The sequence below is a fragment of the Pseudideonella sakaiensis genome, assembly GCF_048320135.1.
GTDB classification, from domain to species: domain Bacteria; phylum Pseudomonadota; class Gammaproteobacteria; order Burkholderiales; family Burkholderiaceae_C; genus Ideonella_A; species Ideonella_A sakaiensis_A.
In genome coordinates, this window is record NZ_CP182947.1 from 1728573 (window position 1) to 1746062 (window position 17490).

A 17490-nucleotide genomic window follows, 5' to 3' on the forward strand; every position below is an offset into this window, starting at 1 on the left:
GTGGGGGTTCAGGCCGGCCCGACCCGCTCGCGCCGGCGCTCAGTCCGTGGTGGGAACCGGCTGCGGCGGCTTCTTGCTGCCCTTGCGCTCGAACAGCTTTTCGACCTCGTCACCGTCGGCGGTGTCGGCGCCGCCGAACCAGCGGCCGCCGCGCGTGCGCGCGCCGGCGCCGCCGGCGGCGAGCACCGGCATCGGGTCGATCAGCTGCCACGCCGGCAGTGCCGACAGCATCGAGCTGACCAGCACGCCGCCACGGATCAGCCAGACCACATAACCGAGCGACAGGCCGCTGCTGATCGCCAGGCTCGACGCCAGCATCCGGCGCTGCTGCTCGCCAAGATCCTGCATCTGGTGATGCAGGTCGTCGAAACGGCCGAGCAGATCGTCGCTGAGCAGCAGCCGCGACATCGAATGCACCTGCAGTTCGTCGAACTGCGCCGCTGGCAGCGCGGCCAGGATGGCATCGCTGCGGCTGCCGGTACGCATCGACTCGTCGCCGGCCGCCACCTTGCGCTCGACCGCCAGCGAGCGGAATTCCGCGACGGTTCCAGCCAGCAGCGAGGTTTTTTCGGCTGCGGCGGCGCGGCCGGCGGCGTCTGCCGGTGCGGCAACGAGCCCGCGCGCCGCCGGCGGCGCGGCTGGCGGCTCGGAAATGGCTGCGCGCGATGCAGCGCGCGCCGAATTCTGCTCGGGCTCGAGAAAAACGGGCTGGAAGGCTTCCGGCAATGCGCGCACATCGGCCACATCGACAACAAATACCGCCTGGGCCAAGGCACCGGCCGCATCGGTCGCGATGATGCGAACGGCGAGCCGCCCGACATCGGCGCGCGCCGGCTGGCCGCTGAAGCTCAATTCGACCGGGTCGAAGCGCAGCCAGCGCGGCAGCGCCGAGCCATCGAGCAGCGTCGCGCGATAAACCAGCACGTCGCCGGCATCCGGATCGACAAACGTTGCCGGTGGCAGCTTCATCAGCAGGCGCTCGTTCGCGGTGACCTTCTGCCCGTCGATCGGCAGCGCCAGCCGCGGCGCATGGTTGATGCCGAGCACCTGCAGCTGGAAGCGGCTGGCGACCGAGGCGCCGGCGGCATCGGCCGCGATGACGTCGATCGCCCAGGTGGCGCCACCGTCCTCAATGCCCGGCGTGCCGCTGAAGCGCAGCGTCGCAGCATCGAAGCGCAGCCAGCCGGGAAGCGCCGAGCCATCGGCCAGCGTCGCGCTGAAGACCAGGCGGTCGCCGGCGTCGATATCGGCAAATGCGTCCCGATCGATGGTGATTGCAAACGGCTGATCCTCGGTCGCGATCTGGTCGGGCAGCGGCGCCAGCAGGATCGGCGCATCGTTGACGTTGGCCACGGTCAGCTTGAAATCGCCGGAGGCGCTGGCCAGCGCGGCGTCGGTGACGGTCACACGAATGGCGAGCGTGCCGACATCGGCATTGCCCGGTGTGCCGCTGAAGCTGCGTGTCGCGGCGTCGAAGAGCAACCAGGCCGGCAGCGCCAAACCGTCGGCCAGCGTCGCCGACCAGACCAGCGTATCGCCGGCGTCGATGTCGGCGAAGGTCGCCATCGGCACCGTGAAGGCAAATGGCAGATCCTGCGTCGCCGATTGATCGGCCAGCGGCTGAACCAGCGTCGGCGCATCGTTGACATTCGCGACCGTCAACGTGAAATCGCCGAAGGCGCTTGCCAGCGCGGCGTCGCTGACGGTCACACGAACGGTGAGCGTGCCGACATCGGCATTGCCCGGTGTGCCACTGAAGCTGCGTGTCGCAGCGTCGAAGAGCAACCAGGCCGGCAGCGCCGAGCCGTCGGCCAGCGTCGCCGACCAGGCCAGCGTATCGCCGGCGTCGATGTCGGTGAAGGTTCCGACCGGCACGACATGCACGAACGGCAGATCCTGCGTCGCCGACTGGTCGGCCAGCGGCGACACCCGAACCGGTGCATCGTTGACATTGGCAACGGTCAGCAAGAAGTCGTCGAAAACCGACGCGCCGGCATGGTTGGTCGCGGTCACGCGCAGCGCAAGGACACCGACATCGGCATTGCCCGGCGTGCCGCTGAAGCTGCGCGTCGCGGCGTCAAATACCAGCCAGCCCGGCAACGCACTGCCGTTGCTGCGCGTCGCGGAAAGCAACAGCGTGTCGAACAGATCCGGGTCGGTGAAGGTTCCGGCCGGCACCGTGAAGGCAAACGGCATGTCCTCGGTTGCCGATGCATCGGCCAGCGGAACTGCCAGCACCGGCGGCGCATTGACCGCGGCGACGTCGAGCGAAAAGTCGGCGTTGACGGCAGTCCCCGCGATGTCGGTTGCGGTGATTCGCAGGCCGACAGTCCCGACGTCGGACGCAGCGGGCGTGCCGCTGAGCGTTCGTGTCGCCGCATCGAATAACAGCCAGCCGGGCAACGCGGCGCCGGACGATAGGGTCGCTGAATAGATCAGCAGATCCCCGGCATCGACGTCGGCGAAGATATCGCCAGCAAACGTGAAGGCAAACGGCACACCCTTCGTCGCGCGCTGGTCGGGGATCGGGCGTGTCAGCGTCGGCGCGTCATTGACATTCGCGACGGTCAGCGTCAAGTCGCCGAAGGCGCTTGCCAGTGCGGCATCGGTCACCGTGATGCGCACAGTGAAGAGGCCGACATCGGCATTGCCCGGCATGCCGCTGAAAGTCCGGCTCGCCGCATTGAAGCCGAGCCACGCCGGCAGCGCCGATCCATTCGACAGCGTTGCGGACCAGGTCAGCACATCGCCGGCATCGATGTCGGCGAAGCTGGCTGCTGGCACCGTGTAGACAAACGGCAAATCCTGCGTCGCGGCCTGGTCCGTCAGCGGCTGGACCAGCGTCGGCGCATCGTTGACATTGGCCACCGTCAACTTAAAGTCTCCGGAGGCGCTTGCCAATGCGAGGTCGGTCACGGTGACGCGCACGGAGACGATGCCGACATCGGAATTGCCTGGCGTGCCGGCGAAGGTCCGGGTTGCGGCATCGAAACTCAGCCACGCCGGCAGCGCCGCGCCGTTCGACAGCGTTGCGGACCAGGTCAGCACGTCGCCGACATCGATGTCGGTGAAGCTGGCCGACGGCACCGTGAAGGCAAACGGCAGGTCCTGCGTCGCAGCCTGATCCGCCAGCGGCTGAGCCAGCACCGGCGCATCGTTGACATTCGCGACGGTCAGCGTGAAGTCTCCGGAGGCGCTCGCCAATGCGAGATCGGTCGCGGTGACGCGAACGGTGAGAACGCCGACATCGCCATTCGCCGGCGTGCCGCTGAAGGTTCGCGTCGCCGCATCAAAGCTGAGCCAGATCGGCAGCGCCGATCCATTCGACAACGTTGCGGACCAGGTCAGCACATCGCCGGCATCGATGTCGGCGAAGGACGTGACCGGAACCGTGTAGCTGAAAGGCAGATCCTGCGTCGCAGCCTGATCCGCCAGCGGCTGAGCCAGCACCGGCGCATCGTTGACATTCGCAATGCTCAGTGTGAAGTCGCCGAAGGCGCTTGCCAGCGCGAGGTCGGTTACCGTGACGCGCACGGAGACGATGCCGACATCGCCATTCGCCGGCGTGCCGCTGAAGGTCTTGGTCGCGGCATCAAAGCTCAGCCACGCCGGCAGCGCCGCGCCGTTCGCCAGCGTTGCGGACCAGGTCAGCATATCGCCGGCATCGATATCGGCGAAGCTGGCTGCTGGCACCGTGTAGACAAACGGCAAATCCTGCGCCGCGGCCTGGTCCGCCAACGGCTGGACCAGCGTCGGCGCATCGTTGACATTCGCAATGCTCAGTGTGAAGTCGCCGAAGGCGCTTGCCAGCGCTAAGTCGGTCACGGTGACGCGCACGGAGACGATGCCGACATCGGCATTGCCTGGCGTGCCGGCGAAGGTCCGAGTCGCGGCATCAAAGCTCAACCACGCCGGCAGCGCCGCGCCGTTCGCCAACGTTGCGGACCAAGTCAGCACGTCGCCGGCATCGATGTCGGTGAAGCTGGCCGACGGCACCGTAGAGGCAAACGGCAGATCCTGCGTTGCCGACTGGTTGGCCAGCGGCGTCACCAGCACCGGCGCGTCGTTGACATTCGCCACCGTCAGCAAAAAATCGTCGGCGATCGACGCCCCTGCCCCATCGGTTGCGGTCACCCGCAGCGACACGACACCGACATCGCCGTTGCCCGGCGTGCCGCTGAAAGTCCGGCTCGCGGCATCGAAGGACAGCCACGACGGCATCGCGTTGCCATTGCTCTGGCTGGCGCTGTAGAACAAGCCGTCGCCGGCGTCGATGTCGACGAAGCTTGCCGCATCGACGCTGTAGACAAATGGCGAGCCCTGGCTGGCGGCCTGGTCGGGCAGCGGCAAAACCAGCGTCGGCGCATCGTTGACGTTCGATACCGTCAGCACAAATTCGTCGAAGGCGTTGGCAAGCGAGCCGTCGGTCACGGTGACGCGCACAGTCAGCACACCGACCTCGGCATTGGTCGGCGTGCCGCTGAAGGTCCGCGTTGCAGCGTCGAAGCCCAGCCACGCCGGCAGCGCCGCGCCGCTGGCCAGCGTTGCCGACCAGACCAGCGTATCGCCGGCGTCGATATCGCTAAACGACGCCAGCGGCACCACATAGGCAAACGGCAGATCCTGCGTTGCCGACTGGTCGACCAGCGGCTGGTCCAGCGTCGGCGCATCGTTGACGTTGGCGACCGTCAGCGTGAAATCGTCGAACACCGACGCGCCGCCGTTGTCGGTGGCCTCGACGCGAACTGAAATCGTGCCGACATCGCTGTTGGCGGGCGTGCCGCTGAAGGTCCGCGTCGCCGCGTCGAAGACCAGCCAGGCCGGCAAGGCGCTGCCGTCGGTCCGGGTCGCGTCGAAACTCAGGCTGTCGAGCAGGTCCGGATCGGAGAAGGTGTCGGCCGGTACCGTGAAGCTGAAAACCACAGCTTGCGTCGCGAACTTGTCGGCCAACGGATTGACAAGCACCGGCTGCGAATTGAGCGGCACGACCGTCAACGTGAAATCGGCATCGACGCTGGCGCCTGCGAGGTCGGTCGCGGTGAAACGCAGGTTGACCGGCCCGAGATCGAGCACACCGGGCGTTCCGCTGAGGGTCCGCGTCGACGCATCGAAGCTGAGCCAGCCCGGCAATGCGGCGCCCGACGTCTGCTTCGCGGCGAGCGTCAGCACGTCGCCGGCATCGACATCGGCAAAGCTGTCGGCCGGCAAGGTGAAGACGAACGGCACGCCGAGCGTCGCACCCTTGTTGGCGATCGGCCGGGCCAGCGTCGGCGCATCGTTGACATTGGCGACCGTCAGCACGAAGTCGCCATGCACCGACGCCAGCGATGAATCGGTTGCGGTGACGCGCACCGTGATGCTGCCAACGTCGGCGTTGCGCGGCGTGCCGCTGAAGCTGCGTGTCGCCGCATCGAAGCTCAGCCACGACGGCAGAGCCGCGCCGCTGGCCTGGGTTGCGGTGATGCTCAACACATCGTCGGCATCGATGTCGACGAAGGTTCCGGCGCCGACCGTGAAGGCGAAAGCGACATCCTGCGTGGCGGCCTGATCGGGCAGCGGCGCACTCAGCATCGGCGCATCGTTAACGTTGTCGACGGTGATCAGAAAGTCGTCGAAGACGCTGGCGCCAGCGAGGTCGGTTGCAGTCACCCGCACCGTCCATACACCGACATCGGCATTGAGCGGCGTGCCGCTGAAACGCAGCGTTGCCGCGTCGAAGCTCAGCCACGCGGGCAGCGCGGCGCCGCCGGCCAGCGATGCGGAGAACGTCAGCACGTCGCCGGCATCGGCATCGGCATCGGCAAAGCTGGCAGCGTCTATCACCAGGCTGAACGGCAGGTTCTCGACCGCGCTTGCATCGGGCAGCGGCGTGACCAGCGTCGGCGCGTCGTTGACAGCAGCAACTGTCAGCAAGAAGTCGTCGAAGACGCTCGCGCCGGCCAGATCGGTGGCCGTCACGCGGATGGTGATCGCTCCGACATCGGCATTGCCCGGCGTGCCACTGAAGCTGCGTGTCGCGGCATCGAAGGCGAGCCAGTCCGGCAAGGCGCCGCCGCCGGCCAATGTCGCAGTAAATCCGAGCACATCGCCGGCATCGATATCGACAAAATGGCCACCGCCGATGCTGTAGTTGAATGGGCTGCCTTCCGGAGCAGACTGGTCGGGCAGCGGCGTTGCGAGAATCGGCGCGTCGTTGACATCGGCGACGACGATCGCAAATTCGCCGAAGGCGCTACGCGCGGTGGTATCGGTCGCGGTGACGCGCACGGTGATCGTGCCGACATCGGCGTTGCGCGGTGTGCCGGTAAAACGCAGCGTCGCCGGATCGAAGCCGAGCCAGCCCGGCAGCGGGCCGCCGCCGGACAAGCTCGCCGACCAGGTCAACATGTCGCCCGGATCGGCATCGGTGAAGCTCGATGGATCGAGGCTGACATCAAACAGCAGATCCTGCGTCGCGGCGCGGTCGGGCAAGGCCGATTGCAGCACCGGCGCATCGGGCACCGCCGCGATCGTGATCGTCAGCCAGCGGACCGTCGGGTCGGTATCGATGCCGCCGTTGTCGGTGCCACCGTCGTCGCGGACCTGGAAACCGATTGCGACACTGCCGCTGGCATCGGCTGCCGGCCGGTAGACGAGGCCGCCGGCGTCGATGTCGGCAATGTCGATGAAGCTGCCGGCGGCGACAACGGCGCCGTACAGCCGCAGCGTGCCGTCGGCCGGAACCGCGTCGATCAGCACACCGGCCATCGCATTCGGCGGCGAATCGCCGGTGTCGCTGAAGCCGAAATCCGCCCGCGTGATCGTCAGCACACCGTCTTCGAGCATCGCGAGGCCGGTATCGGCGCCGCTCGGCGCGGCATTGACGGCGTTGACGCTGATCGACACCGCGGTCACCGCCGAGTCGGCCAGCCCGTCGTTGGCACGGTAGCTGAATCCGTCGCTGCCGCTGAAGCCGGCATTCGGCGTATAGCTGAACGAGCCGTCGGCATTCAGCGTCAGCGCACCGTTTGCCGCTGTCGAAACGAGCACCGCGGTCAGCCGGTCGCCGTCGGCATCGCTGTCGTTGGCGAGCACACCGTCGGCGCCAACCACCGACAGGCTGCCGTTTTTCTGCACCGCGTAGGCGTCGGCCCTGCCGACCGGCTCGATATTGGCGCCGGCATAACGCAGCGTCGTCGTGCCGATGTTCGAGTCGCCGCTGCCGTCCCAGGCAACAAAGGTGATGAGCCGCGGCGTCGTCGTCGGCGTCGCCGCGGTGTTGTTGTAGGTGACGGTGCGCAGCACCTTCTGATAGTTCGCGACCGAATTGCTGCCGGTCAGCAGCAGCGTGCCGGTGGCTGCGTTGTAGTTCGCGATGATCGCGGTGCCGGCAATGTTGGCGGCCAGCACTTCGGCAGCGCCGTCAAGCTGGTTGGTGATCCTGACGGTCAGCCGCTGCAGGTTGGCGCTGTTCGGATCGGTGATCGTCGCATCGAGGTCGGCGATCAGCACCGGGCCGAGGCCGGTGCGGAAATTGGCCTTGTAGTCGGCGCCGGTCGCGCCGGAACTGTCGTTCACGTCGAGATCGAGCAGCGGCGCATTGCCGACGACGATGTCGACGCCGTCGCTGCCGCTCATCGGCCCGCCGCTGCCGGTGGCGCCGAGATCCTCGACCGTCAGCGACACGCGAGCGACGCCGATGAAGCCGAGGTTCGGCTTGAAAACCAACCCGTCGAGCGCGGCATTGATGTCGGCCAGCGTGCCGGTAAAAACCATCACCGCATCGTCGACGCCGTCGCCACTCGTGAAAACGAGCGGCGACTGGCGCTGCATCGTCTGCAGGCCGATGCCCGATTTGTCGCCGTCGAGGTTGTCGGTCGAATAGGCGATGCGGAAGACGCCGTTCGCCGCCAGGCCGATCGCCGGCGCAAGCTGGTCGCCGGCGGTGGCGATATTGACGCGCTGCTCGAGGCCGCCGACGCCGCCGGCAGAGAAACTGCGGCTGAATATGCCCTGGCCATTGCCGCCGCCGCCGTCGGACGACTGCCAGGCAAAAGCCAGCGCACCGCTGTCGTTGATCGCGACGGTCGGCGCCGTCTGCTGCCCGGCGGTGGTCAGGTTGACGAGAAATTCGCTGCCGAGCGGATTGCCGGCTGCATCGAAGCGGCGCGCCACGATGCCGTTGTTGTCGGAATCTCGCCCCTGCCAGACAGCAACCCATTGCCCGGCCGCATTCATCGCCAGCCGCGGCGCGACCTGCGAATCGACAACGTTCGAATTGACGACAAATTCGCCGCCGAGTGCATTGCCCGCCGCATCGAAGCGCCTTGCGAGGATGCCGCTGCCGTCGGCATCGCGGCCCTGCCAGGCGACGACAAAATTGCCGCTGCCATCCATCGCGACGACCGGCACCGTCTGGTCGTTGGCGGTCACGACGTTGACCAGCGTTTCGTCGCCCGCCTGCTGGCCATTGGCGTCGAAGCGTTGCATGTAGATGCCTTCGCCGCTGGCGTCGGCCGACTGCCAGACGACGACGAAGGCGCCGCTCGCGGTCAGCGCGACGCCCGGCGCCACCTGGTCGCCGGAGATCGTCGTGTTGACCCGCGTTTCGACGCCGATCTTCTGGCCGGCCAGATCGAGGCGCTGTACATAAATGCCGCGGCCGCTGCCATCCTGGTTGTCGCTGACCCAGGCGACCACATAACCGGCGGCAGGATCGGCGGCGACAACCGGCGCCAACTGGTCGGCCGGGATCCAGGTATTGACGCCGATCTGCCCGCCGAGCCGCGCGCCGCTGGCATCGAAACGCTGCGCGAAGATGCCGCGCCCCAACGCACCGCCGGCATTGCTGGTCCAGACGACAAGGTGGCTGCCGTCGGGCAGCATCGCGATGCGCGCCTCGTTCTGCTCACCGAGCGTCGTCGTATTGGCGATTGCGGTCGTGCCGAGCCGGCCGTCGAGTGTTGCCGTGCCGTTGCTGACCGTCAGCGTCACGCGCACCGGGCTGTTGCCGGAATCGTCGATCACCGTCAAGAGATTCGGCGCCGCCGTGCTGAGGATCAGCGCTGTATCGACGGCGGTGCGCTGCGGCGCCGGCACGACGACCTTCGGCGCCGCATTGACCGCGCCCGGCACGACGGTGAGCAGCACGACCGCGTTGTCGCGCAATGCGCCGCCGGTGCCGACGTTGCCCTGGTCGTCGACGCTGATCTCGATTGCCGCATCACCGGTGAACTGCGTCGGCATCTGCAGCGAAAGGCCGTTCAACGCATTGTTCAGCTGCACCAGCGTCGCGGTGAAGGTCATGGTTGCATCGGCGGTACCGTCGCCGAGAGTGAACTGCAGGCCCTGCAGCGTGCCGAGCGTCACCAGGCCCTGCTGCGAACGGATCGTCACCAGCAGCTTCTTCGTGTCGGCGTCCGGATCAGCGACCGTGATCGCGCGGCCGGCGGCGGTCGAAAAGACGATCGGCGCATCCTCGCCGAAGACCTGCCGCGGCGGCACCTTGATCACCGGCGGGTCGTTGACAGCGGTCACGTTGATCGTCAGTTTGGTCGTCGAAACCTTCGCGCCGCCGGTCCCGGTCCTGCCGAGGTCGTCGACCGTGATCGTCAGCGTCGCCTTGTCGGCAAAATCCTTTGCCGGCGTATAGATCAGGCCGTCGAGCACGTCGTTGATCTGATCGATCGTCGCGAGGAAGACCATCGTCGCATCGTCGCTGCCGTCGCCGACCAGGAAATTCAGGCTGCGCGCATCGATGTAGCGCTGGCCGAAGATGCCGCGGCCGGAGCCATCCTGCTTGTCGCTGGTCCAGGTGATCAGCAACTGGCCGTCGTCGGACATGCCGAGTGCCGGCGCGGTCTGCGCTTCGACAACCGTCGTGTTGACGCGGAACTCGCCACCTTCGCGTGAACCATTGGCGAGGTAGCGCTGCGCATAGATGCCGGCATCGTCGTCGCGGCTGTCCTGGTTTTTCGACTGCCAGGCGATCGCGAAGTCGCCCGCCTTGTTCATCGTCACCGCCGCGGCGGTCTGCTCGTTCGGCGTTCGGGTATTGACGAGGAATTGCACGCCACGCTGCGAGCCATCGGCGGCGAAACGCTGCGCATAGATGCCGAATTTGCCGTCGTTGTAGTCGACATCCTTGCTCTGCCAGGCGATCACGAAATTGCCGGCCGCATCGGCGGCAATCGCTGGCGCCATCTGGTCCTTGTAGGTCACCGTCGCGACCGCAAACTCGCTGCCCGCCGCGGCGCCTGCGGCGTCGAAGCGCTGCGCATAAATCATCCAGTCGTCGGCTCCGGGCCGCTTGCCCTGCCAGGTGACGATGAAGGCACCGCCGTCGGCCATCGCGATGGCTGGCGCCGACTGGTCTTTCGTGGTGGTGGTGTTGACGCGGAATTCGCCGCCGAGCGGCGTTCCATTGGCCGCGACGCGACGGGCGTAGATACCGAGGCCGTCGCCATCCTGGTCCTTGCTCTGCCATGTGACGACAAAATTGCCGACCGCATCGATCGCGACCGACGGCGCCGCGATGCTGCCGGTCCAGCTGCTGACGCGGGTCTCGCCGCCGATCCGGCTGCCGTCGGCGGCAAAGCGTTGTGAATAGACGCCGTTCGCCGGGCTGTTGCCGTTGACGCTCGCCCAGACGACGACGAAGCTGCCATCCCGCGCAATCGCGACGCTCGGCGCCATCTGGTCACCAAGCGTCGTCGCATTGACGCGGGTCTCCAGCCCGACCAGCAGCCCTTCCTTCGAATAGCGCTGCAGGTAGATGCCCTGGCCGCTGCCATCCTGGTCCTTGCTCTGCCAGACGACGACGCGTTCGCCGGTCGGCGCCATCGCGACGTCGGTGGCCTGCTGGTCGCTGGCGGTCGTCGAATTGACGACGAATTCGCCGCCGGTGCTGGTGCCCAGCGTCAGCGTCCCCGAACTGACCGTCAGCGTGACCTTGATCGGCAGCCCGTCGGCATCGTCAGCAACGCTGAGCGGATTGCCGGTCGCGGTCGAAAAAACCAGTGGGGTTTCCTCGACGGTGACCTGGTTGCCCGGGTCGGTGATGACCGGCGCGTCGTTGCGCGAGTCCGGCACGACATGGACCGCGATCAGATCGCGGTCGACCAGCGCGCCGCCGGAACCGCTGCCGGCGAGGTCGTTGCTCAGGATCTCGATGAAAGCCGGGCCGGCATAGTCGTCGAGAGGCGTGAACTCCAGACCGTCGAGCGCGATGTTCACGTTCGCCAGCGTGCCGCGGAAGCTGATGCGGTCCTCGCCGCCTCTGCCGCTGCCGAAGATGAAGCTGAGGTTGTTCGTGCGGGCCAGCTTCAGCGTACCCATCGTCGAGCTCAACGTGACCTCGACGTTGCCGCTGCCGACATCGACGTCGGTGATGCGGACCACGTTGCCGTTGGCGGTCGAGAAGACCAGCGTACTGCCTTCGATCACGCTGGCGGTTGCCGGCGCGACGTTGACCGGCGCATCGTTGACCGAACTGATCGTCAGCGCGACGCTGCCACTGGCGCTGAGCGGGCCGCCGACTGTGCTGTGGCCGAGGTCGTCGACGATCACCGTCAGCGTCGCGGCGCCGAAATAGTCGGCAGCGGGTTGCAGCAGCAGGCCGTCGAGCGCGGCATTCAGGTCGGCGAGGCGGCCCTGCACGACCACTGTTGCTGCGCCGTTGGCGCCTCCGACGATCGACAGCCCGGCCATCGAGGCCAGCGTCACGCTGCCGTTGGTGGCCGACAACGTCAGTTGCAACGGCAACGGGTCGGCGTCGACATCGGCAACGACGATGGCATTGCCGTTTGCCGCCGAAAAAACCACCGCGGTGTCCTCGGCCGTCGCCTGTGCCGGCGGCAGCATCAGCGTCGGCGCCGCATTGACCTTCTGCACGTCGATCGGCACCGAAAAACTCGCGGTCGTGACGCCACTGCCGAGATCGGTCGCCGTGACGGCGAGGTTGGCCGCACCGCGAAAACCCGGCGTCGGCAAGAAACGCAGCGTATCGAGCGCCTGGTTGATGTCGGCCACGCTGCCTGTGACGACGATCCGCGCATCGGCCAGACCGTCGCCGACCAGGTAGCGCAGAGCGCCCGGCTGCAGAAAGCGCTGGCCATGGACGCCATAGCCGTTGCCGTCCTGCAATCGGCTGTGCCAGACCGCAACCATCCGGCCGTCTGCCGCGATGCCAAGCGAGGGTGCAGCCTGCTCATCGACGGTGACCGAATTGACGAGGATCTCGAGGCTTATCGGGCTGCCGTCGGCGGCGAAGCTGCGCAGATAGACGCCCTGCTTGCCGTCGGCATGGTCCTGCGCGGTGCTGGTCCAGGCGACCGCGAAGCGGCCGTCGTCGGCGAGCACGATGCTGGGGTCGAACTGGTCGTTGGCGGTGGTCGAATTGACGAGCACCTCGCCGGTCAGCGGATTGCCTGCCGCATCGAAGCGGCGGGCAATCACGCCGAGCCCGCTGCTGTCCTGGTTGGCGCTTTCCCAGGCGACGACGAACTCGCCGGCGGTATTGGTCGCGATCGACGGCGTTTTCTGATCGCCGACGGTCGTCAGGTTGACGCGGAATTCGCCACCGAGCCTGACGCCGGCGCTGTCGTAGCGCTGCGCGTAGATGCCGTTGCCGCTGCCGTCCTGGCCCGCACTCTGCCAGGCGACGACAAAGCCGCCGGCGTGGCTGGCCACCGTTGCCAGTGTCTGCACACCGACGGTGGTCGTATTGACGATGAATTCGGGCGCGATCGTCGCCAGCGTGATGGTCGACGTGCGGGCGTAGATGCCGTCCTTGTCCGAATTCTTTTCATCGCCCTTGCCGCTGTAGACGATCACGACATTGCCGGCGGCATCGATCGCGACCGACGGCGCGATCTGGTCGCCGTCGTTGCTGGTGATGCGTTTCTGCGCCGAGATCGGCGCGCCATTGGCATCGAAGCTGCGCGCGTAGATGTCGTAGGTCAGCTTGCCGGCGTCATAACTCTGCCACGCGACAACGAATCGGCCGCTGCCATCGATCGCGACGGCCGGCGCATTCTGGGCGTCGTTGGTCGTCGTATTGACCGCTATCTCGCCGCTGCGGGCGCTGCCGTCGGCGTTGTAGACACGCGCGTAGACGCCATCCTTGCTGCCGTCCTGGCCGTCGCTGACCCAGACGACGACATAGTGGCCATCGGCGGCAACCGCAATTGCCGGTGTGCGCTGATCCTTGAGGGTCGTCGTGTTGACCTGGAATTCGGGTCCGAGCGTCTGCGCCAGATCGAGCGTGCCGTTCGTCACCTCGAGTTCGAGCCGCACCGCATCATTGGCCGCACCGGGGACGGTGACCGTGTAGCCGCTGCCGGCGTTGAAGAAGATCGAGCCGTTCTGCGCAACGATCGCGGTCGCTTCGAACGCGCCGGCATCGGCCGCGCCGGCGCGCGCCGCGCCGCGCTGGTCGATCAGCGATACGCTGGTGGCGCCGCGGTCGATCGCGACCGAGCCGCCGAGCAGCGCATGGGTTTTTGTCAGGCCGCCGTTGGCCGCAAGCGCGCCGAGCCGCAGCGCATCGGCGCTGGTCAGCAGGTCGCTGCCGGTGCCGGCGAATGCGCTGCCGTCGGTGGCGACGTTGAAGCCGGCCGAGCTCTGCAGCTGGTTCGCGTTGCCGCCGATATTGCTCGCGAGGATGGTGTTGCGCAGGCTGGCCGCGCTGCCGGCGGCCGACCAGATGCCACCACCGCTGGCTGCGCTGTTCGACGCGATCGTCGCGCTGGTCAGCGAATAGCCGTTTCCGTTGACGAGCAGGCCGCCGCCACTGCCGCTTGCGGTATTGCCGCTGATCGTCAGGTTGCTGCCGCTGAAGCTGCTGCCGGCGGCGCCGAAGATGCCGGCGCCGCTGGTCGCGGTATTGCCGCTGATTGCCGACGCGGTGATCGTTGCGCTGCCTGCGTTGTACAGGCCGCCGCCCTGTGTCGCGCTGTTGCCCGCGAGCGTGACCTGCTCGAGCGTCAGCAGGCCGGCGTTGTGGATCGCGCCGCCGGTGCTGCCGCTGTTGCCGCTGAAAACGACATTGACGAGCGTCGCACTCGCGCCGGCAGCAATGTTCAGGCCACCGCCCTGCTGGGCGCCACCGCCGCCGCTGATCGTCAGGTTGCTGAATGACGCGGTACCGGCGAGCAGGTCGAACACCCGGTGCGGCACCTGGCTCTGGATCACGGTATCGGCGGCATTCTGCGTCGCGCCGATGAAGACGATGTCGCCGGTGATGTCGAGGTCGCCGAGAAGATTGGTGTTGTCGATGCCGTTCAGCGTCAGCCGGTGCGTGCCGGCGAGCAGCCGGACCGTGTCGATGCCTGGGTTGGCGTTGGCCTGCGTGATCGCCCAGCGCAGCGAGCCGGTGCTGCCGTCGGTCTTGGCCGGGTCGGCGATGTAGGTCGCGAGCAACCCCTGCCAGCGGCCCTGTTGCTGCAGGCTCAGCGCCTGGCCGGCCTCGATCGCGCCGCTGCGGACCTCGAGTTGCCAGTTGCCGCCGAGTGCGGCGGCACCGGTCAGGTCACTGCTGGCGGCAACATCGGCGCCGGTCAGCATCGCCAGATCCTTCACGAAACCGACCCCGAGCTCGCTGCCGGCGACCTCGCAGCCGTACAGCAGCAGGTCGGCGTCGGCGGTCAGCGCGACAGCCCAGCGCGCGATCTCGTCGGCACGCTGCAGCAGCGCCAGTCCGTCGAGCTTTACCGCGCCGAGCCGGACCGCGCCGTCGCTGCCATGCACCAGCAGATGGACCGCGCCGATATCGCTGCGCCCGGCCAGCACCTCGCCGATCAGCGCAATGCCGTCGGCGTCGGCAGCGATCTCGACGACGTCGATGACTCGGCCTGCATCACGCTGCGCGAGCAGGTCGGCGATCAATTGCTGCGCATCGGGCAGCGAGGCGTCGACGAAGGCGATCTCGCGCGTGTGCGCAAGCGGGTCGGCAGACTCGGCGGCCGCGGCGTGCTGCTGCAGATAGCTGTCGACGGCGGCCGCCTGCGGCGTCAACTGCAGCGGCGACAGGTCGGCCGAATGCAGCACGCGCTCTTCCATCGCCTCGACGATCGGGCGACGCAGCAGGCGTGATGCGGCTTTCAGCATGCGCGAAGCGGTGCGGAGTGCGCGGGCTCAGCGCAACACGGCCCCCGCGTGGCAGACACGCGCGGCCGTGCAGGCCCGGAAAACAGGGCCGTTCAGGACAGGGGATTGCATTCGGTCAGCTTAGCGAGGGGTAGCGGGCGCCAGCCGCAGAAAAGCGGGCGATATCCGGCGTTGCCGGCACGCTGGACGCCGCCCCATTTCCGCTGCTCGCCGTCGGATATCGGCCGACCCGGGATGGACTTGACATGGCGATCGCCGGCCTCGCGGAGCGGCTCGCAGCTCCGATCCACGCCCAGGAATCGGGGCTGAAGCCCCTCCTACAAAGTCCGCCACGACCGCGGACGCGACGATCGGCGAGGCTTGTTGCATGGCTGTGGGAGGGGCTTCAGCCCCGATTTCGGGCTGTCGAAAAACTCGCCGTCAGCTCGACCCGGCAAATGCCAGCCGTTTTTCCCAGTGCAGGTCCTGCTCGAGCAGGTTGCGGCGCAGCAGGCTGCGCCGCTGCTCCTCGCGCCACTGGGCGATTTGTGTCGGCAGCCGCAGCAGCCAGCCGCTGCGCGGCGCGGCCGCTTTCGCCGGCAGGTCATCGGCCGTTTCGGCGACCACCCCGCCGTGCACGAACCAGGCCTCGGCGCTGCCCGGGTCGCCGTGGCGGGCAGCGCGGCCGGCGAGCTGGCGGTCGAGCCGGCGCGACGGGTTGTGCTGGCAGTTCAGCACATGCAGGCCGCCGGCGGCGCGCGCGGCATTGTCGAGTTCGATGTCGGTGCCGCGGCCGGCCATCCGGGTCGCGACGGTGACTGCGCCGGCACGGCCGGCGTCGGCGACGATCGCCGCCTCGTCGGCATCGTGCAGCGCATTGAGCACGCGGTGGCCGATGCCAAGCCGGTCGAGGTGGGCGGCGAGCAACTGCGAATCGTCGACGCTGTCGGTGCCGACCAGCACCGGCCGGCCGGCGGCATGGAATTCAGCGACGCGTTTCGCGGCGGCAGCAAAAAGCGACGCACGGTCAGCGAAACGACGCGGCGGCAGCGTGCGGCGGCGCCCCGGCTGATGCAGCGGCACCGGCAGCACCGTCGAGCCATAAACCGCCTTCAGTTCGGCGCGCGCCTCGCGCAGCGTGCCGCTGATGCCGGCCAGCCGCCAGTAACGCTGGAAAAAGCGCTGGAAGGTGGTCTGCGCGACGGTTTCGGTTTCGGCCGGCGGCTTCAGCCCCTCCTTCAGCGCGACGACGGTGTGCAAGCCGCGCGACCAGACGCGGCCGACCGCAACCCGGCCGGTCACCTCGTCGAGCAGCTCGATGGAATCATCGCGCACCAGGTAGTGCTGGTTGCGGTGCAGCGCATGCAGGCCGGCCAGCGCGACATTGACCGCCTCGCGCCGGTAACGCGGCCGTTGCCATGGACCGCCGAGGCCGGCCGCGAGCTGCGCCAGTTTTTCGTCGCCGGCCGGCGTCAGCACCGCGCTGCGGTCGGCCGCGATGACGCGGAAATCGCGGCCCGCCTCGAGCTTGCGCGCCAGCGCCAGCGCCTGCCACATGAAGGCGCGCCGTGCGCCATGCGAGACGGTGCGCGACAGGATCAGCGGCACGTCGGCCTCGTCGAGCAGGATGCTGTCGGCCTCGTCGAGGATCGCCAGGCACAGGCCGCGCATCAGCAGCTGCGGCGGCGCGGCGCCACCGAGCACTGCTGCGGCCTGCTGGTACGGATGCGCTCCGGCGGTGGTCTGGCGGTCGCGCAGAAAGTCGAACGCGAGGTCCTTCGCGGTGGCATAAACGATGTCGCGGCGGTAGATCGTGCGTTTGGCATCGTCCTGGTCGGTACCGGACAAGGCACCGACCTCGAGACCGAACGCGGCAAAAAAAGGCGCCAGGCGCTGCGCGTCGCGCTGTGCGAGGTAGTTGTTGGCGGTCGCCACATGGACCGGCAGGCCGGCCAGCCCGGCGACCGCCGCGGCCAGGCCGATCGCCAGCGTCTTGCCTTCGCCGGTCGCCATCTCGGCCATCCGGTTGTCGAGCAGCACCGCGGAAGCCAGCAGCTGCGTCGGCCGCGGCGTCTGGCCGAGTGTGCGTTCGGCGGCGTCGACTGCGGCGGCCAACGTCTCGGCAATCAGTTCCGGCAGCAGCCCGCGCCGGCGCAGGTCCAGCCGCAAGGCTTGCAGATCGGCCGCCCAGTTCTCATCGTCCTTGCCCTGCCAGGCCTGCGCCAGTGTCTCGGCCCGCCGCGCAATCCGCCGGCACGCACCGATTGCAGGACGCGGCAGCAGACCCCGCCACGGCGGCGCCATCTCGCTCGCCGGCCGCACCGGATACGGGCCCCAGACCGGACCGGGCAGCGGCAGGATGTCGGTGAGCTTCAGCAGGCCGGTGGTCATCTTGTTGCAGGAGGAGCTTCAGCCCCGATTCGG

General features: G+C 67.9%; 2 protein-coding genes. Both read right to left on the reverse strand.

Annotated elements, in window-relative coordinates; all coding sequences use genetic code 11:
* Positions 1-39 precede the first annotated feature (39 nt).
* Complete coding sequence (locus ACNH6H_RS07695) at positions 40-15087, reverse strand: putative Ig domain-containing protein (RefSeq protein ID WP_418316906.1); 15048 nt, start codon at positions 15085-15087, stop codon at positions 40-42.
* 420 nt (positions 15088-15507) lie between these two features.
* Positions 15508-17457 carry a DEAD/DEAH box helicase gene (locus ACNH6H_RS07700; protein WP_418316907.1) on the reverse strand — a complete coding sequence of 650 codons (1950 nt, stop codon included), beginning with the start codon at positions 17455-17457 and terminating at the stop codon, positions 15508-15510.
* Between the last annotated feature and the right edge of the window lie 33 nt (positions 17458-17490).